Genomic DNA, 17,889 nt, shown 5'->3' with positions numbered 1-17,889 from the left:
CGCCGAGCCCGGCAGTTTAGGCTTGTCGCGTGAGCGAGAACCTGCTTCCCCGGATCCCTGCCGTCGAATTGTTCCCCGTGGTCGAGGGCGGTCGCCTTCCCGCCAAGGCCACCGAGCACGAACCTTTCCCGATCCGTGCCACCGTCTTCCGAGAAGGCCACGACGCCAAGGCGGCAGAGGCGGTCCTCCTGCGCCCGGACGGCACCGAACACTCACGCACCCTCATGGTGGACATCGCCCCCGGGCTGGACCGGCACGAGGCATGGGTGGTGGCTGACACCCCCGGAGCATGGAGCTTCCGCGTGGACACGTGGTCCGACCCCTACGCCACGTGGCGCCATGACGCCACCGTGAAGATCGACGCGGGGGTCGACGTGGAGCTCATGCTCGAAGAAGGAGCACGTCTCCTGGAGCGCGCAGCCTCCGGAAAGGCACTGCTCAACACGTCCCAGGCCGCACCCCCGGCCCCCCAGCGGGAGATCCTCCTGGACGCCGCCCACCGCCTGCGCAACTCCTCGACCTCGCCCCAGCAGCGCCTGTCCGCAGGGCTCTCCTCCCGCGTCCGTCAGGTCATGCGCACCCACCCCTTGCGAGACCTGCTCGACCGCACCCCGTCGATGCCGCTGCGAGTGGCCCGCGAGCGCGCCCTCGTCGGATCGTGGTACGAGATCTTCCCGCGTTCGGCCGGTGCCCACCAGCGCGAGGACGGGACGTGGGTCTCGGGCACCTTGGCCGAGGCCGCGAAGGACCTGCCTCGAATCGCCTCCATGGGATTCGACGTCGTCTACCTGACTCCGATCCACCCCATCGGCACCACCCACCGCAAGGGGCGCAACAATGCCCTGGAAGCGGCCCCCGGCGACCCGGGCTCCCCCTACGGCATCGGCTCTGCCGAGGGCGGACATGACGCCATCCACCCGGACCTGGGAACCTTCGACGACTTCGACGACTTCGTCGCTGCCGCCAAGGGGCTCGGCATGGAGGTTGCCCTGGACCTCGCCCTGCAGTGCTCCCCCGACCACCCGTGGGTCCAAGAGCACCCGGAGTGGTTCACCACCCGGGCGGACGGGACGATCGCCTATGCGGAGAACCCGCCGAAGAAGTACCAGGACATCTACCCCCTGAACTTCGACAACGACCCTCGCGGCATCTACCGGGCGGTGCGGCAGGTCCTGCAGGTGTGGATCGACCACGGGGTCACCCTTTTCCGGGTGGACAATCCCCACACCAAGCCGATCCCCTTCTGGCAGATGATGATCGCGGATGTCCACTCCACCCACCCCGACGTCATCTTCCTGGCCGAGGCCTTCACGCGCCCCGCCATGATGCGCACTCTCGGCGCAGTCGGCTTCGACCAGTCCTACACGTACTTCACGTGGCGGCGCACCAAGGGCGAGATCGAGGCCTACCTGCAGGAGGTCAGCCATGAGACCGCCCACCTCATGCGCCCCGCGTTCTGGCCGACCACCCACGACATCCTCACGCCGCAGATGTGGACGGGAGGCACCGCCGTCTTCGCCCTGCGCGCGGTCCTTGCCGCCACGGGCAGCCCCACGTGGGGCATCTACTCCGGCTACGAATTCGTGGAGAACGTCAACCGCCCGGGCTTCGAGGAGCAGAACGACAACGAGAAGTACCAGTACCGTCCTCGTGACTGGGCGGCCGCCGAATCCACCGGTATCCCGCGTCTGCTCGCACTGCTCAACAATGCGCGTTCCAAGCACCCGGCTCTGCGCCAGTTGCACGACCTGCGCATCCACCCCACCGACCACCCGGAGATCCTCTGTTTCTCCAAACACGTGCCCGCGCGCCTGTCCCCCACCGGCCAAGCGGACACGGTGATCGTCGTCCTGTCCCTGAACCCGCACGACACTGTTGAAGGACATGTGCACGTGGACCTGTCCTCCTTGGGGATCGAGTCGGCCAACGGGCAGATCCGGGTCGTCGACGAATTGGACGGGGAGCAGTACACGTGGTCCTCGCACACGTGGGTGAGCCTGTCCCCGTGGACGCGCATCGCCCACGTCCTGGCGGTCGAGCCGCCCCTGTACGACTGACAGCCGCCCGTCCTCAACCGTGGACGTGTCGACGATGTCGCCCCCTGCTCTCCCCTCCGCCGACGATCTGGTGCGGGCCGTCACCTCATGGTTGGCCGGCCGCCGCTGGTTCCCGGGAGACGACCACTCGAAGATCCTTGCCGGGCAGTGCACGGCTCGCCGCGTGGGCGAGGACATGTGCATCGATCTGGTGGTGCTGGTGGATCAGGTGCGCCTGAACGTGCCGCTGGTGCTCACCCCCGGCGAACCTTCCGCCGGAGTCATCACCCGCTTCGAGGGCCAGTGGGTCGTGGACGGGCCGATGCATTCGGCGTGGTGGCAGAACTGGCGAGACCAGGCCCGCCGCGTGCCCGGTTGTGAGCGGGAGCCCGGCGCCCTGGTCCCTGCCGGGTCGCGCATGCGTCTTGTCGGCGCCGAGCAGTCGAACTCCTCCTTCATCATCGAAGGCCCTGCGGGGCCGCTGGTGCTCAAGGTCTACCGGACCCTGAGTGCGGGCGAACACCCGGACCTGCACCTGGGTGCCGCCTTGGCCGGCTCCGGCTGGACTCATGTGGCCACGCCCCTGGCGTGCACCCACCTCCGACTCGACGACGGGGAGGCGCTGTCCAGTCTGCTCACCCCGCTGGTACCCGGGGCGGTCGACGCCTTCGCACACTTCATCGACGGCGCCTCGCGCGGCCGGGACTGCCGAGGGCAGGCCCAGGAGCTCGGAAGTGTCACCCGGCAGATGCATGTCAGGCTCGCGGAGGTCCTCGGCACGGCAGACCCGATCCTCCCGCAGGAGTTGGCGGGCAGGGTCCACGGCGAGATCGACCGAACCCGCGCGGAGGTCCCCCTCCTGGACGCGGACCTGGCTCGAAGGCTCCACATGTGCGTGGAACCCCTTGGGCGGCTCGACCGGATGCCACTGCCCCAGCGGGTGCACGGTGACTACCACTTGGGACAGGTGTTGCTCAGCAGTGACGCCGCCCGGTGGTACGTCCTCGACTTCGAGGGAGAGCCACTGCGTCCCCTGGAAGAACGCAGCCGCCCCGACCTCGCCCTCAGGGACGTGGCCGGGATGCTCCGTTCCTTCGGCTACGCGCGTGCGCTGGGACAACGGCAGGCCCGCCAGGCCGACTCGCCCATTGACGAGGGCGCCGCCTGCACCTGGGAGCGACAGTGCGTACGTGCCTTCCTTCACGGGTGGAGTGGGGGCCGCGGGCTGGATGCCACGGAACAGGCGGTCCTGGACTCCCTCGTCGTGGAAAAGGCGTGCTACGAACTGCGTTACGAGGCGTCGATGCGCCCCACGTGGACGGACATTCCCCTGCATGCCCTGGAGGAGATCGCGGGTGGACGGACCCCGGAAGGCCCGGGCCGCACAGCTCAGTGACCGACGTTACACACCAAGCCACTTCACGTGCGAGGATGGACCCATGGAAAATGACACCCCGATCGCCGTTGACACGGACCTCCTGGACGCAGTCGCATACGGCACGCACTACATGCCCCACTCCGTCCTCGGAGCCCACTTGGGTGCAGGCGGTGTGACTGTCCGCACCGTTCATCACCTTGCTGACGCGGTCGACGTCGTCACCGCCAACGCCTCCTACCCGGCGACCCACGAACGCAATGGAGTGTGGGTCGCCGTCCTTCCTCTGGAGGACATTCCCGACTACCGCGTGCGCGTCACCTACGGCGACCAGATCGTCACCAAGGACGATCCCTACCGTTTCCTGCCGACCTTGGGCGAGATGGACACCTACCTGATCTCCGAAGGCCGTCACGAGGAACTGTGGAAGGTCCTGGGTGCCCACGTCAAGCACTACGAGGGCGAGATGGGCCCCGTGGACGGTGTGGCCTTCGCCGTGTGGGCCCCCAACGCCCGCGCGGTGCGCGTCGTCGGCGACTTCAACTACTGGGACGGCACCGCCACCGCGATGCGCTCATTGGGTGCTTCGGGCGTGTGGGAGATCTTCATCCCCGGTGTGGGCATCGGCGCACGCTACAAGTTCGAGATCCAGGGCCCCGGAGGCAACTGGTTCCAGAAGGCCGACCCGATGGCCCGCGCCACCGAGATCCCGCCGGCCACCGCCTCGGTGGTCACCGCATTGCACCACGACTGGGCGGACCGGACGTGGATGGATCAGCGCGCGCAGCGCAACGTCCACCGCGGCCCCATGTCCGTCTACGAGGTCCACGTCGGATCCTGGCGTCAGGGTCTGGGATACCGGGGCCTGGCCGACGAACTGGTCCCCTACCTGACCCGCATGGGCTTCACCCACGTGGAATTCATGCCCGTGGCGGAGCACCCATTCGGCGGATCCTGGGGCTACCAGGTCACCTCCTACTTCGCGCCCTCGTCACGCTACGGCACGCCCGACGACTTCCGCTACCTCATCGACAAATTGCACCAGGCAGGTATCGGAGTCATTCTGGACTGGGTGCCCGCCCACTTCCCCAAGGACGAGTGGGCGCTGGCCCGCTTCGACGGGACCCCCCTGTACGAGGACCCGGACCCCATGCGCGGTGAACACCCCGACTGGGGCACCTACGTGTTCAACTTCGGCCGGCGCGAGGTCCGCAACTTCCTGGTGGCCAACGCCCTGTACTGGCTCGAAGAGTTCCACATCGACGGCCTGCGCGTCGACGCGGTCGCTTCGATGCTGTACCTGGACTACTCGCGCAAGGACGGCCAGTGGCGTCCCAACCAGTACGGCGGCCGCGAGAACCTGGAAGCCATCGAGTTCCTGCAGGAAGCCAATGCCACGGCCTACCGCCGCAATCCCGGAATCGTCATGATCGCCGAGGAGTCCACCGCTTGGCCCGGTGTCACCGCGCCCACCTCTTCCGGCGGCCTGGGATTCGGCATGAAGTGGAACATGGGGTGGATGAACGACACTTTGCGCTACATGCGAGAGGACCCGGTCAACCGCCGCTGGCACCACGGGGAACTCACCTTCTCGCTGGTGTACGCCTTCTCCGAGAACTACGTCCTGCCCCTGTCCCATGACGAGGTCGTGCACGGCAAGGGTTCGCTCATCAACAAGATGCCCGGCGACAAGTGGCAGCGTCTGGCCGGTCTGCGTTCCCTGCTTGCCTACCAGTGGTCGCACCCCGGCAAGCAGCTGCTCTTCATGGGTCAGGAATTCGGCCAGGAGCAGGAGTGGGTCGAGGCCTACTCCCTTGACTGGTGGCTCACCGACCAGGAGGAGCACGCCGGTGTGCAGCGTCTGGTGGCCGCCCTCAACGGCGTCTACTCCACACATCCGGCCATGTGGGACGACGACTACACGGGCTTCGAGTGGATCGACGCCTCCGACGGGGACCACAACGTCATCTCCTACCTGCGCAAGGGCGTGGACGAGGACGGGAGGCAGCAGATCATCGTGTGCGTGTCGAACTTCGCCGGTAACCCGCACGAGGGTTACCGCGTGGGCCTGCCCTTCGCCGGAGAGTGGGGCGAGGTGCTGAGCACCGACGACGTGGCCTTCGGCGGGTCCGGGGTGACGAATGTCGGACCGGTGATCGCCGAGGAGGTGCCGTGGAACGGCCGTCCTGCCTCCGCCGAACTGCGCGTGCCGCCCTTGGGAGCCGTCTGGTTGACCCCGAAGGTCGACTGATCGGCGCCCGCCGGGCCTGATGCCCAGTGCCCCCGGTCCCTTCGGGGACCGGGGGCACTGCACGCGAAGCCGAGGCGCGTCAGAGCACAAGGCTCCGCAGGAGTGTCGGGCGCCTCAGACCATGAGAAGTGTCGTCAGACGCTTTCGAGCTGCGCGGACCTCTGGGGTGGGACCGGCAATGCGGAACAGGTCGACCAGGCGCTCACGCATCCGGTCGCGTTCCTCCGCCTGCCTCGAGGCGGACATGGCGTCCAGAAGCAGGTCGAAGGCCTCGGCGGGGCGTCCTGCGGCGAGCAGGGCATCCGCGCGGGCCTGCGGATCCTCGGCAGGTGCGCCTTCCACGTCAGCAGCAGCGCTGCGCAGGAGCAGACGCACGCGGGCGAGCTCGGCCTTTGCCTTCTCGTCGCGTGAGTTCAGGTCCACGACCTTCTCCCACGCGGCCAGGGCGGCGTCCAGGTCACCGGCGGCCTCGGCTTCCAAGGCCGGCAGGTGCTCCTCCGGGGTGGGCTCGGCCGTGTCGGCCTCGTCAACCGCGATCTTCGCGGTGACACCCAATTGGGCAGCGGCCTCGAGCAGCTGCGGGAGCGCCGGGCGGATCTGTTCCTTGGTCAGCGGTCCCTGTCCAATGGGGATCGGGCGGGCACCGAGCAGGGCGAGGAGGGTCGGAATCTCCTGCACACGCAGCGCTTGGGCGATGGCCGGGCAGGCGTCCGCGTCGATGCGCACCAGCTGGAAGTCACCGGCGCTATCACGCGCCAGGTCCTCCATGGCGGCGATGAGCTGCTTGGACTCCAGGGACCTGGGTGACCAGACCAGCAGGACGACGGGCACCGCCTGCGAGGTCGCGACAATGTCCTCGAAGTTCGAGTCGTTGCCGTCGATCACCAAGGGAATCTGCAGGCGCACGACGGCCTCGCCCTCGGGGTTCTGCCCCGCGGCTCCGGCCACTGGGGTCGAGTCAAGATCTGGCACGCGAATCTCCTTGGTGGCTTCAGCCGGCGTTGTCGGGGTTGGTCGACGGGTCCAGGGTCACACCCTGGATCACTTGCTCCGCGCCGACCACCGAGATCGAGCCCGGCTGGGTGGCCGGCGGGATCTTGAGCAGGACGGCGCCCGCGAAGGTGACCACGGCCTTGCCTTCGACCTTGTCCTCGTCGCCCGGGTTGAGCACCTTGGGCATTCCGGCCAAGGTCATGGTCGACTTGGCGATGGTCCTGTTGTAGGTCACCGTGTAGACCAGCGGGGCCGAGACAAGCGCAGCTCCGTCCTCAAGGGTGACGCCCACGAGGGGGTCTGTGTTCTCGGCGGCCTGGAAGGTCACCGACCCCGCGGCCTTGGCGGACTCGTCGACCTTCGCCGTGTCGGAGAGGATCTTGGTGGAGAACTCGTCGGCAGTGAACACGTCGTTGCCGGCCTTGCCCGAATTGAGCATCTCCACGTAGGCCGCCACGGCCTCACGCGGGGTCTTGACGAATCCATTGGAGTCATCCGACAGGGTCTTGGAGCCCTTGGCGACATTCGGCAGGGTCACTTCGGTGCCGCCGAGCATACGGGTCCAGGAATGGAGCTTGTAGGGCGAACGCGCGTCGGACTGGACGAGCATCTCGACCACGGGAAGCGCAATGCCGTCCTGCGTGGTCACGTTGAGGATTGCGCGGGGCCAGGTGGCCGAGTCCGACACGGAGAGCGTGTCCGGGGTCGCGTTGATGCGGGGCACGTCAGGGCCACCGGCCTTGGCGAGGGCGTATTGCGCCTTGCGCATTCGAAGGGCCGGATCGGCCAGGCGGCTGGCCAACAGGGTGGTGTCGTTGGTTGCGTCGGCGCTGGCGACCACGGATTCAAGGTCCTTGAGGACATGCGAAGCGCGGTCGGCGTCGATGGTCGGCCCCGACTGGGGAATCGTGTCGCCCGACTGGGCGACGAGGTCCCCTGCGGAGCAGGCCGCCAAGCCCAAGGACGCTGCTGCGGTGAGCGCGAGGAACGCGCGGAAGTGGCGTGCCATCACTTGCCTTCCGTGTTGTGGCCGGTGCGGCGCTTCCAGCCGGCCATGATCGACGTCCACGATCCTGTTGACGGGTCCTCTGTCTGGTCCGCGGCGGATGCCTGGCCCTGCTGGGGCTTTTGGGACAGGACCGGGATCAGGCCGGTGTCGAACTCGTGTCCTTCGACGGTGAAACGCTCGTCGCCGCGTTCGCGGGCCTCGCGCAGCGCACGGCGGGTGGGGAGGGCCGCTCCCGGGCGGATCGAGGACAGGTCGATGATGCCCGTGTCGGTCGGCTCCTTTGCGGGCGGGTCGAAGCCGTGGGGGCTCACGACGCCGTGGCGACCGGTGACACCGAAGGTCTCCGAATCCGTGGCGGGCGATTCTTCGCCGGTGGCGGCCTCCGTCCGGGGCACCAAGGATTCCTCGCGGACGTCCTGGCCGAAGGCCGCTGGGGCGTCGGCACCCGCCTGGGTGCCGAATGGGGCGAAGGCGCGTGGTGTCGCCGCGGGCTGGACCTTTTCGACCTCGGCGGTTTCGATCCCGATTTCGTAGGCGTCAGCCCCATCGACGGTCTCGTCCTCGGCCCCAGTGGTGGCACCCACGGCGGGCACCTGCGCATCATCGGCATCGTCGGAGCCGGTCTCGTACGAGGTCGCAGGCTCCTTGGGCTCCCAGCCGAAGTCGACGGCCGCACTGGCGGGGGTCTGAGGGTTCTCGTCGGCGGCCGGCATCGCCAAGGAGGTGACCTCCGGGTCGTCGGAGTCGGCGTCGGCCGCATCCGTCGAGGCGCCCCCGAAGGAGGAGCGGCGCACAATCGCTTCGGCGGCCAAGGAGGCGGCTTCGTCCTGCTCAGGCTCCTGGGAGGGTGACGGGGCCGGGATCGTCTCGCCGTCCTCACCCTTGGGCGCCGGCATCGGCGCAGCGGCAGTCGCGCTTCGGCCACGTCTGGACACCAGGTGGAGGATCCCGGCGAGGACGGCGAAGAAGAGGCCGACGCCGAGGGCGATCCAGGCAAGGAGATTCGCCTGTGGAGTGGGCCAGACGATCGAGACCTGCAGGTCCTTCGAGGTGCCGTCGGTGGCGATGAGCAACGCGCGGTCCTTGGGCACATCGGCAAGTTTCATGGTCACAGAACCGGTGCCGGTGATCTGGTCCAGCCACATGTCGGAGTCGATGACCGACGGTGGCATGGCCACCGACTGGGAGGCGTCGGACTGGCCGGCATCGGACTGCGGTGTCTCGACCGCGGGCAGGGCGGGCACCGACTGGGGCAGTTCACCCGACTGGGCGGTCTCGCCCGACTGGCCGAGGTCGGCGATGGCGTGTTCCTCCGTCTTGAGGGTCACCCGATCGGCTGCGACACCGACGACTTCGGTGTGTGCCGAAGAACCGACCCATCCCTTGACGTCGGTCGTCGTGCCCAAGGCGATCGAAACGGTGCCGCCGGAGGTGTTCGTCGCGGTGACACTGGCTTCAGTCCCGATGAGGGAGAAGAGCCCGTCACGTGTGGTGACGAGGGGGCTCGACGGTGTCACACTCGCGTTGATCTCCTGTGCCGGGCGCAGGACGGTCAGGGCGAGCACCCCGACCACCAAGCACACCACCGCGAGCAATGCGGCGGTCGCAGCCCAGACGTTCTCCTTCAACCGTTCCACTGGATTCCTCCTCGCAGGCGGGAATCGGTCCACATCCCGACCACGATACGGTGTGACATGCGTGGTTCGCACGCTCGAAACGCATGGATCCGCACACATTCACGTAGATGAGTTCTGGCATTCACGGTTCAGCGGGGTCGCAGGCGACGCCTCCAACACTCCGTGTGCCAGTGCCTTCTGGCCTCGGCGCCGGCCTCGCGCCCCCACGGGGCCTCCTCCGGCCAAGCGACCACATGCGCTGAACCCGTCCTCACCGGAGCGAGGCACCCGGGACACGTGTACTCCTTGGAGGCCGAACGCAGACGCTGGACCTGCCACTGCGTGCCGTCCGGGCCGGTCTCACTGTGCCGAGGGGCTCCGAGGGCACTCGGATCGAAAGCGCGGTGGGGCGCGGACCACGGGCGTTTGGAGGATCGTCTGGCCACTGTTCAGTCTTGTCGGAGGGCGGGTCTCACTCGACGCGAGAGCCGCGGAACCAGACCTCCAGCGCCCGCAGGTCCTCGTCCAGGACCAGGACGTCCGCACGGCACCCGCTCTCCAGGGAACCGATGTCGCTCCGGCCGAGGATTGCGGCCCCCTGGGCGGTGGCCATGAACACGGCGTCCGCCAAGTCGATCCCGCCCTTTTGGACAGCGGTGCGCACACAGTCCAGCAGGTGCGCGGTGCCACCGGCGATCGTGTCCTCCTTGGTGAGCAGCGCAATGCCGTCCTTGACGGTGACCTCCTGGGGCCCCAGCACGTAGGAGCCGTCCGCCATGCCGCATGCGGCCATGGCATCGGTGACCAGGACGCAGGATCCTCGCCCCACGGTCTCCACCACTGTGTGGACCAGTTCGGGATCCAAGTGCACTCCGTCGCAGATCATCTCCACCACGGCGCCGCCGCGGGCGGCATCGGAGAGGAACTCCATGATGGGCCCCGGGTCGCGGTGGTGCAGGGGGCGCATGCCGTTGAAGAGGTGGGTGACGGTGGCCCGCGGGGAACGCCGCTGGGCCACGGGGGTCCGGGCAAGGCATTCGCGTGAGAACTCCAGCGCATGGCGGGCCTTGAACGGATCGGCGTCGGTGTGCCCCCAAGAGGGTAGGGCGCCGCCCGAGATGAGGACCTCCGCCACTGATCCCGGGCCGTAGGCCTTGTCCTTTTCCGGAGCCAGCGTCATCGTCACAGCGTGTCCGCCGGCAGCCTCGAGCAGTTGCCTGGTGAGCTCCGGGTCGGGGGCGATGATGAAGGTGGGGTCCTGGGCGCCCTTGCGTTCATGGGAGACGAAGGGGCCCTCATAGTGCACGCCGGCCAGTTCGCCGTCCTGGCTGAGTTCACCCAGAAGGCGACCTCGTCGCAGGAGGACATCGGCGGCGGCGGTCACGCAGGACGCCACCAAGGACGTGGTCCCGTGGCGCCGGTGTTCCATGACGGCCACCATGGCCTGGTCGCGGGTCTCGGCATTGGGGAAGGACTCGCCGCCCCCACCGTGGCAGTGGACGTCGACGAGGCCCGGGATGATGATGGCATCACGCCACGGGGTCTGGGCGATGGCGTCGGCCAGGTCGGGGTTCTCGGAGGAGATGCGCTCCACAGGGCCGGTGGCGCGGATCCGCTCTCCCTCCATGACGACCACACCGTCGTTGATCATTTCATCGTCGAAAAGGACACGGGCGCGCAGGATCGAGCATTCAGAGGCCATGGCTCCATTGTGCACCCATGTGCAGCCGCCGCGGGAGGACCCCGGGCCCCTCGACCTCGACCGGGCCGCCGGACCACGGGCTTCAGGCGGAAAGACGCCTCGTCATGCGATCCACCGCGCGTCGCACATCCGCCTCCAGACGGGCACTGAGTTGCGCCTTCGGGTGCCAGAGCAGGTCGGAACCCCGCTGGACCGCCACCAGACGCCCGCGATCCACGACGAAGGGGCGGAACATCCCGTTCTTCGCCGGGCAGATGAGGTTCTCCCCCACCGTGTCGGTCAGACAGCTGCGGTCCTTGTACCCCACGTGCATCTCGTCGAACATCCCCAGGTACACGGTACCGAGCGCGCGTCGGCGTGAGGCCTCCACGAGCTCTGGAAGGTCAGCCCTCATGTAAAACGCGTGGGCGTTGCGTTCACGCGCCGAGATCGGGGTCTCCCACGGCACCAGGCGGGCCCCGCCCTCGTCAAGGCGCATCCGCGCCACCGGGGTGTCGGTCCGCGCGCTGGACTCCACCGCCGCCTCCAGTGCGCGCGAGCACTCCCCCGCGGGGATCATCAGCCAGCGCGCCAGGTCCGCCACCTGCACCGGACCGTGTCCGAGGGCGAATCGGCGCGCAATCTCCGCCAAGGCGGCCTCATGGCCGCTCTCTCCGCGCCCGACCTTCTCCCCCGGCACCGCACCGCAGGTCTCGTCCGGCAGGTCACGCGCATCGACCAGCAGGTGTTCATTGACCCCGGCCGGAGCCTGGACGAGAATCCCCTCCAGGTGCAAGAGCATGACAAGGCGCCGGCGGCGCGAGGTCTCCTGCCACGCCTCTTCGATCGACGCACCGGCACTGACCGTGCGTGCCGGATCCATCAGGCCGGCCTCGGCCCACAGTTCCACCGCGCGGGCCCGCGTGATCGGGCCCTCCCTGTCGATCTCCTCCAGGACCGTCGCGGCCGCCACGCCCAGGGTTTTCGCGTCGATTCCATGGTTCTCGGCGGCATCGTGGCGATAGGTGTCATAGCGGTGCAGCAAGGCGGCACGCAGCCAGTGGTGGTCCTGGGCGGTGGTGATGTGGACGGTTCCGCGCATGGGCCACGAACGCACCAGGGCGATCTCGTCGAAGGCGGCGCGCACGTCGCGCACGGTGGCGGAAGGGGTCCTGGCCAGCAGCGCGTGGGGGACGGCGCTGACCTGTTGTCCCTGGAGCGCCAGCAGGGAGCCGACCGCCGAGGTCACCTCCTGTGCGGCGGTTGCGGGAACCAGACCTTGGGCGACCAGGCGGCACAGTGTGATCTGCGTGGGCAGAGGTTTCAGCGTGGGCAAGGGCCCTCCTGGGTTGCCGTGTCCTCGGCGAAGTGGGGCGGGACGAGGGCGGATGCGAATCCGTGTCGGGGCAACGGTCAGAACAGGCGCGAGTCCGGGTCGTCCATGCCCCGCATCGCATCGTAGTCCAGGACCAGGCACTCGATGCCGCGGTCCTCGGCGAGTGTGCGCGCCTGCTTGGTGATCTCCTGGGCGGCGAAGATTCCCCTCAGTCCGCGCAGCAGTGGGTCGCGGCCCAGAAGCGACAGGTAGCGGGTCAGCTGCTCGACGCCGTCGATGCCGCCGCGCCTCTTGACCTCGATGGCCACCGAGGCTCCCTGCGGGTCACGCACCATGAGGTCCACCGGCCCCACCGGGGTCGGATGCTCACGCCGGACAAGCTCCCAGCCCTGGCCGAGCACCTGCGGGACCTGTTCGGCAAGGAGTTCCTGCAGGTGGGTCTCCACCCCGTCCTTGACCAGCCCCGGGTCCACGCCCAAGTCCTCGAACACGTCGTGGAGAACTTCGTGGACGCGGATGACCAGGCGGTCGTCCGTCTTGGTCGCCTGGACGGTCCACACCTGGCTGACTCCGTCGGCCCGGTCGTCCTCACCCGGGGAGTCCACACTCAACGTGCATGGCGCCGTCATCCAGTTCAGCGGCTTGTAGGAGCCTCCGTCGGAATGGACGAGGACGGAACCGTCCCCTTTGACCATGACGACACGGGTGGCCAGGTCGAGGTGGGCGGCAAGGCGTCCGGAGTAGTCAACGGTGCATCGGGCAATGATCAGGCGCACCCGGCGAGCCTAGCAGGGCTTCAGCCTCGCCCGGCCGGTGGGCCGGACTCCACCCACGAGACCAGACCGTTGTACGTCAAGGCTTCCACGGCCACCTGGACCCGGGTCTGCCCCGAGGTGAGACTGACGACCACGACGCTGCCGTCCGCGGTCAGGGGATAGGGCACAGAAACCTCCAGCCCGCGACGCGGCAAGGCGTACGCGGGCTGGCGGGAGAAGGAGACCAGGCGATACCAGGTCAGGGACTCCGTGCCGTACATGCCGATTCCCGTGACCCACCCCGACTGCGTGTCCTCACGGGTTGAGCACTGGAAGGACCCGAAGCGGCCGTAGAGGCGCCGTGCGCGAAGCATGAGGTAGACCCAGGCGAAGAACAGGCTGAGCGCCGCAAGACCCAGCGCCCACCCGGCGATGTCGAGAACAGGTCCCATGACGTGTCCGCCTCCTCACGTGCTCAATGCGTGAGCGGGGCCCGAGAGGGCCCCGCTCATCGGCCTTTCTCAGGCCACGGTAGCGTGATCTGCGACGACGGTCACGTAGTCGGAGTCAACCGAAGCGAAACCGCCCTCGATGGTGAAGGTGCGTGCGCCCTGGGCGGACTCCACGACCAACTCTCCCACCCCCAGCATGGCCAGCAGGGGTTGGCGCCCCGGCAGGATGCCGAGCGAACCGTCCTGGGCGGGGATGCGCACCTGTGAGGCCTTGCCGCTCCACAGGCGCCCCTCACGGGCGACGACCTCGACCTGCAATCCGGTGCTGTCGGTCATCAGGCGTCCTTGGCCAGCTCGTGCCAGCGACGCTCGAGGTCCTCGATGCCGCCGATGTTGAAGAAGGCCTGCTCAGGCACCTGGTCGTAGTGTCCTTCGGCGATGCGTCTGAAGGCCTCAATGGTCTCCGACAGGGGGACGGTCGAGCCTGCCACACCGGTGAACTTCTCCGCCATGTACGTGTTCTGGGAGAGGAACTGTTCGATGCGCCGGGCCCTGGCCACGGTGACCTTGTCCTCCTCGGAGAGCTCGTCCACGCCGAGGATCGCAATGATGTCCTGCAGTTCCTTGTTCTTCTGCAGAATCGCCTTGACGTGGGTGGCCACGTCGTAGTGCTCCCTGCCCACCAGGGCCGGGTCCAGGATTCTCGAGGTCGATGCCAGCGGGTCCACCGCAGGGTACAGGCCGCGCGAGGCGATCTCACGGGAGAGTTCGGTGGTGGCGTCCAGGTGTGCGAAGGTCGTCGCCGGGGCCGGGTCGGTGTAGTCGTCGGCGGGCACGTAGATGGCCTGCAAAGAGGTGATCGAGTGCCCACCCGCGGAGGTGATGCGCTCCTGCAACTGCCCCATCTCGTCAGCCAGGTTCGGCTGGTAGCCGACGGCGGAGGGCATGCGTCCCAGCAGCGTGGAAACCTCGGAGCCGGCCTGGGTGAAACGGAAGATGTTGTCGATGAACAGCAGCACGTCCTGGTGCTGGACGTCGCGGAAGTACTCCGCCATTGTCAAGCCGGTCAGGGCGATGCGCAAACGCGTGCCCGGCGGCTCGTCCATCTGGCCGAAGACCAAGGCAGTCTTGTCGAAGACACCCGCCTCTTCCATCTCGTGGATGAGGTCGTTGCCCTCACGGGTGCGCTCGCCCACGCCGGCGAAGACGGACACGCCGCCGTGGTCCTGGGCCACGCGCTGGATCATCTCCTGGATGAGGACCGTCTTGCCGACTCCCGCGCCTCCGAAAAGGCCGATCTTTCCGCCCTGCACGTAGGGGGTCAACAGGTCGATGACCTTGATGCCCGTCTCGAACATCTTCGTGCGCTTCTCGAGCTGGTCGAAGGCCGGAGGCTGGCGGTGGATGGGCCAGCGTTCGGTGACTTCGAGGGTCTGGCCGGGCTTGAGGTTCAGGGGCTCGCCGGTGACGTTGAAGACGTGTCCCTTGGTGACCTCACCCACGGGCACCGTGATGGGAGAGCCCGTGTCGACCACAGTGGCTCCACGCACCAGGCCGTCGGTCGGCTTCAGGGCGATGGTGCGCACGAGGTTGTCTCCCAGGTGCTGGGCGACCTCGAGGGTCATGGTGAAGGCGCCTTCGCCCTCGCCCTGGCCGGACAGGTCGATGTCCACGTGCAGGGCGTTGTACAGCGGCGGAATGCGATCCGGCGGGAACTCGACGTCGACGACGGGGCCGACGACTCGCGCGACGCGCCCGTTGACGCCAGTGGCAGTGTTGCTCATGTTGTCCTTCTCCGTGTGCACGGGCGTTCAGCCCTTGACCAGTGCGTCGGCCCCACCGACGATCTCGCTGATTTCCTGCGTGATCTCCGCCTGACGGGCCGAATTGGCCAGGCGCGTGTACTTCGTGATGAGCTCCTCGGCGTTCTCGGTGGCCGTGTGCATGGCCCGTTGACGGGCGGCGAGTTCCGAGGCGGCCGACTGGAGCAGGACGTTGTGGATGCGGCTCTCCACGTACAGCGGGAGCAGCGTGTCCAGGACGTGCTCGGGTGAGGGGATGAACTCGTACTGCGGGAAGGCGTTCTCCGGGCGGTCCTCGAAGCCGAGCTCGCTTTGACGTTCCGCATCCGAGGACGGGGCGTCGACCACCGTCAGGGGAAGCATCTGGCGGACCTCGGGGACCTGGCTGACCATCGTGTGGAAACGGGTGTACACCAAGTGCACCTCGGCGACTCCCGTCATGAGCTCCCCGTCCATGAAACGTGCCAGCAGTTCACCAGCGATTTCACGCGAGGTCTCCACCGTGGGCGAGTCGGACTCGCCTTCCCATGCCTTCTCGATCGCCACCCCGCGGAAGCGGAAGTAGGACTGGGCGCGACGCCCGCAGGTGTAGAGCACCGGCTCCTTCCCGTCCTCGCGCAGACGCTCCAGCAGGCGTTCGGTTTCACGAAGGATGGTCGCCGAGTAGGCGCCCGCCATGCCTCGGTCGGAGGCGATGACCAGGACAGCCACCCGGTGCGTGTCGTGACGCGGGTCGGTCAGCGGGTGGTTCATGTCCGTGTGGACCGCCACCGCCGCCACGGCCTGGGTCAGCGCCTTCTCGTAGGGACCGAGTTCGGTCGCCGCGCGCCGGGCTGCGCCGATCCTTGACGCAGCGATCATCTCCATCGCGCGGAAGACCTTCTTCAGCGTGGTCGTCGCCGCGATCCGCTGCTTGTAGATCCTCTGCTTGCCGCCCATGCCTCAGGCCTTCTGGGCGGGACGGGCGCGGGTGATCTCCTCACGGGAGAACTCTGCCTCGGTGTCGGCCTCGTCCAGGCGGGTCATGCCGCGACCGCCACTGATCCACTGGTCGTGGAAGGTGGTGACGGCCTCGCGCAGCTCGGCCTCGGTCTCCTCCGTGAGCAGCCCCGTCTCCTTGATGGTCGCCAAGGCGGTGGAGTTGGCACGCAGGTGGTCCAGCAGGGCCTTCTCGAAGGGCAGGACGTCGGCGACCTCCAGGTCGTCGAGGAAGCCGTTGGTACCCGCCCAGATGGCCGCGACCTGGTCCTCGACCATGTAGGGCGAGTTCTGCGGCTGCTTGAGCAGCTCCATGAGGCGCTCGCCGCGGGTCAGCTGGCGGCGGGTGACCGCGTCCAGGTCCGAGGCGAACATGGCGAAGGCGGCCATCGAGCGGTACTGGGCCAAGGTGAGTTTGAGGGTACCGGCAACCTTCTTCATCGCTTTGATCTGAGCGGCGCCACCCACACGGGACACCGAGATGCCCACGTCCACGGCGGGACGCTGGTTGGAGTTGAACAGGTCGGACTGCAGGAAGATCTGGCCGTCGGTGATGGAGATCACATTCGTCGGAATGTAGGCCGACACGTCATTCGCCTTGGTCTCGATGACCGGAAGGCCTGTCATCGAGCCGCCGCCGAGGTCGTCGGAGAGCTTCGCGCAGCGCTCCAGGAGGCGTGAGTGCAAGTAGAAGACGTCGCCCGGGTAGGCTTCACGCCCCGGCGGGCGGCGCAGCAGCAGGGACACGGCGCGGTAGGCCTCGGCCTGCTTGGACAGGTCGTCGAAGACGATGAGGACGTGCTTGCCCTGGTACATCCAGTGCTGGCCGATGGCAGAACCCGTGTAGGGCGCCATGTACTTGTAGCCTGCCGGGTCCGAAGCCGGGGAGGCGACGATCGTCGTGTACTCCAGGGCGCCGGCGTCCTCCAGGGTCGAACGCACCGAAGCGATGGTCGAGCCCTTCTGCCCCACGGCCACGTAGATGCAGCGGACCTGCTTCTTCGGGTCGCCGCTCTTCCAGTTCTCACGCTGGTTGAGGATGGTGTCGATGGCAATGGCCGTCTTGCCGGTCTGACGGTCACCGATGATGAGCTGACGCTGGCCGCGGCCGATCGGGATCATCGAGTCGATCGCCTTGAGTCCGGTCTGCAGGGGCTCGTGGACGGACTTGCGCATCATGACGCCGGGAGCCTGCAATTCGAGGGCGCGGCGGCCCTCCACGTCGGTGATCTCACCCAGGCCGTCGATGGGCCTGCCCAGCGGATCGACGGTGCGACCCAGGTAGCCGTCACCCACCGGGACCGAGAGCACCTCGCCGGTGCGCTGGACGGTCTGCCCCTCCTCGATCTTGCCGAATTCACCCAGGATGACGGCGCCGATCTCCCTGCGGTCGAGGTTCATGGCCACACCCAGGGTCCCGTCGGCGAAACGGAGAAGCTCATTGGCCATCGTGCCCGGCAGGCCTTCGACGTGGGCGATGCCGTCAGCAGTCTCCGTGACGTGACCGACCTCTTCGGTGGCGACCTCGCAGGGGCGGTAGGAGTCGACGAAGGAGTCCAGTGCTGCCCGGATCTCCTCGGGTCTGATGGACAGATCAGCCATTGA

The 17,889-nt window shown here is 67.8% G+C and carries 15 protein-coding genes; 3 read left to right on the top strand and 12 right to left on the bottom strand.

Annotation, left to right across the window (positions count from 1 at the left end; all coding sequences use genetic code 11):
* Positions 1 to 29: 29 nt before the first annotated feature.
* The 3 genes from I6B53_RS04630 to glgB are packed head-to-tail and all read left to right on the top strand — an operon-like array spanning position 30 to position 5,662.
* Complete coding sequence (locus I6B53_RS04630; protein ID WP_216765072.1) at positions 30 to 2,057, top strand: alpha-1,4-glucan--maltose-1-phosphate maltosyltransferase; 2,028 nt, start codon at positions 30 to 32, stop codon at positions 2,055 to 2,057.
* A 34-nt stretch (positions 2,058 to 2,091) separates the two neighbouring features.
* The gene (locus I6B53_RS04625; RefSeq protein ID WP_216765071.1) at positions 2,092 to 3,432 is read left to right on the top strand and encodes a phosphotransferase; all 1,341 of its coding nucleotides are present in this window, start codon (positions 2,092 to 2,094) and stop codon (positions 3,430 to 3,432) included.
* A gap of 43 nt (positions 3,433 to 3,475) precedes the next feature.
* Positions 3,476 to 5,662: a 1,4-alpha-glucan branching protein GlgB gene (gene glgB, locus I6B53_RS04620; protein ID WP_216765070.1), complete on the top strand. Its 2,187-nt coding sequence runs from the start codon at positions 3,476 to 3,478 to the stop codon at positions 5,660 to 5,662.
* A gap of 114 nt (positions 5,663 to 5,776) precedes the next feature.
* Here the strand turns inward: glgB and I6B53_RS04615 are convergent, their stop codons facing one another.
* The 12 genes from I6B53_RS04615 to atpA form a co-directional block, all read right to left on the bottom strand.
* Positions 5,777 to 6,634, bottom strand: coding sequence for a tetratricopeptide repeat protein (locus I6B53_RS04615; protein WP_216765069.1), 858 nt, complete (start codon positions 6,632 to 6,634; stop codon positions 5,777 to 5,779).
* A 19-nt stretch (positions 6,635 to 6,653) separates the two neighbouring features.
* The gene (locus I6B53_RS04610; protein ID WP_216765068.1) at positions 6,654 to 7,664 is read right to left on the bottom strand and encodes a hypothetical protein; all 1,011 of its coding nucleotides are present in this window, start codon (positions 7,662 to 7,664) and stop codon (positions 6,654 to 6,656) included.
* The gene (locus I6B53_RS04605; protein WP_216765067.1) at positions 7,664 to 9,301 is read right to left on the bottom strand and encodes a hypothetical protein; all 1,638 of its coding nucleotides are present in this window, start codon (positions 9,299 to 9,301) and stop codon (positions 7,664 to 7,666) included. The genes I6B53_RS04610 and I6B53_RS04605 overlap by 1 nt, the downstream gene beginning before the upstream one ends.
* A gap of 128 nt (positions 9,302 to 9,429) precedes the next feature.
* Positions 9,430 to 9,726: a hypothetical protein gene (locus I6B53_RS11070; protein ID WP_253953970.1), complete on the bottom strand. Its 297-nt coding sequence runs from the start codon at positions 9,724 to 9,726 to the stop codon at positions 9,430 to 9,432.
* 26 nt (positions 9,727 to 9,752) lie between these two features.
* The gene (locus I6B53_RS04600) at positions 9,753 to 10,982 is read right to left on the bottom strand and encodes an N-acetylglucosamine-6-phosphate deacetylase (protein WP_216765066.1); all 1,230 of its coding nucleotides are present in this window, start codon (positions 10,980 to 10,982) and stop codon (positions 9,753 to 9,755) included.
* A gap of 82 nt (positions 10,983 to 11,064) precedes the next feature.
* A complete protein-coding gene (locus tag I6B53_RS04595; RefSeq protein WP_253953969.1) occupies positions 11,065 to 12,297 on the bottom strand; it encodes a crosslink repair DNA glycosylase YcaQ family protein in 1,233 nt (410 codons plus the stop codon).
* A gap of 77 nt (positions 12,298 to 12,374) precedes the next feature.
* Complete coding sequence (nucS, locus tag I6B53_RS04590) at positions 12,375 to 13,073, bottom strand: endonuclease NucS (RefSeq protein ID WP_216765065.1); 699 nt, start codon at positions 13,071 to 13,073, stop codon at positions 12,375 to 12,377.
* 20 nt (positions 13,074 to 13,093) lie between these two features.
* Positions 13,094 to 13,504 carry a DUF2550 family protein gene (locus tag I6B53_RS04585; RefSeq protein WP_216765064.1) on the bottom strand — a complete coding sequence of 137 codons (411 nt, stop codon included), beginning with the start codon at positions 13,502 to 13,504 and terminating at the stop codon, positions 13,094 to 13,096.
* A gap of 69 nt (positions 13,505 to 13,573) precedes the next feature.
* On the bottom strand, positions 13,574 to 13,840 hold the full coding sequence (locus I6B53_RS04580; protein ID WP_216765063.1) for a F0F1 ATP synthase subunit epsilon: 267 nt from the start codon (positions 13,838 to 13,840) through the stop codon (positions 13,574 to 13,576).
* Entirely contained in the window at positions 13,840 to 15,288 is a 1,449-nt protein-coding gene (gene atpD / locus I6B53_RS04575; RefSeq protein WP_216765062.1) for a F0F1 ATP synthase subunit beta, read from the bottom strand. Before atpD ends, I6B53_RS04580 begins: the two co-directional genes overlap by 1 nt.
* Before the next feature lie 27 nt (positions 15,289 to 15,315).
* Positions 15,316 to 16,245 carry a F0F1 ATP synthase subunit gamma gene (locus I6B53_RS04570; RefSeq protein WP_216765061.1) on the bottom strand — a complete coding sequence of 310 codons (930 nt, stop codon included), beginning with the start codon at positions 16,243 to 16,245 and terminating at the stop codon, positions 15,316 to 15,318.
* Between the two features lie 3 nt (positions 16,246 to 16,248).
* Complete coding sequence (gene atpA / locus I6B53_RS04565) at positions 16,249 to 17,886, bottom strand: F0F1 ATP synthase subunit alpha (RefSeq protein ID WP_216765060.1); 1,638 nt, start codon at positions 17,884 to 17,886, stop codon at positions 16,249 to 16,251.
* Between the last annotated feature and the right edge of the window lie 3 nt (positions 17,887 to 17,889).

The sequence above is a fragment of the Schaalia sp. 19OD2882 genome (genome assembly GCF_018986735.1).
In the GTDB taxonomy this organism is placed as follows: Bacteria; Actinomycetota; Actinomycetes; order Actinomycetales; family Actinomycetaceae; genus Pauljensenia.
The sequence above is the reverse complement of the archived record's forward strand: the minus strand, read 5'-3'. Positions and strand labels throughout refer to the sequence as shown.

Bases quoted from the DNA above. Each gene is read 5' to 3' on its own strand.
- I6B53_RS04610 (WP_216765068.1), bottom strand. From the start codon at position 7,664: ATGGCACGCCACTTCCGCGCGTTCCTCGCGCTCACCGCAGCAGCGTCC.
- I6B53_RS04570 (WP_216765061.1), bottom strand. From the start codon at position 16,245: ATGGGCGGCAAGCAGAGGATCTACAAGCAGCGGATCGCGGCGACGACC.
- I6B53_RS04625 (WP_216765071.1), top strand. From the start codon at position 2,092: ATGTCGCCCCCTGCTCTCCCCTCCGCCGACGATCTGGTGCGGGCCGTC.
- glgB (WP_216765070.1), top strand. From the start codon at position 3,476: ATGGAAAATGACACCCCGATCGCCGTTGACACGGACCTCCTGGACGCA.
- I6B53_RS04580 (WP_216765063.1), bottom strand. From the start codon at position 13,840: ATGACCGACAGCACCGGATTGCAGGTCGAGGTCGTCGCCCGTGAGGGG.
- atpA (WP_216765060.1), bottom strand. From the start codon at position 17,886: ATGGCTGATCTGTCCATCAGACCCGAGGAGATCCGGGCAGCACTGGAC.
- I6B53_RS04600 (WP_216765066.1), bottom strand. From the start codon at position 10,982: ATGGCCTCTGAATGCTCGATCCTGCGCGCCCGTGTCCTTTTCGACGAT.
- atpD (WP_216765062.1), bottom strand. From the start codon at position 15,288: ATGAGCAACACTGCCACTGGCGTCAACGGGCGCGTCGCGCGAGTCGTC.
- I6B53_RS04585 (WP_216765064.1), bottom strand. From the start codon at position 13,504: ATGGGACCTGTTCTCGACATCGCCGGGTGGGCGCTGGGTCTTGCGGCG.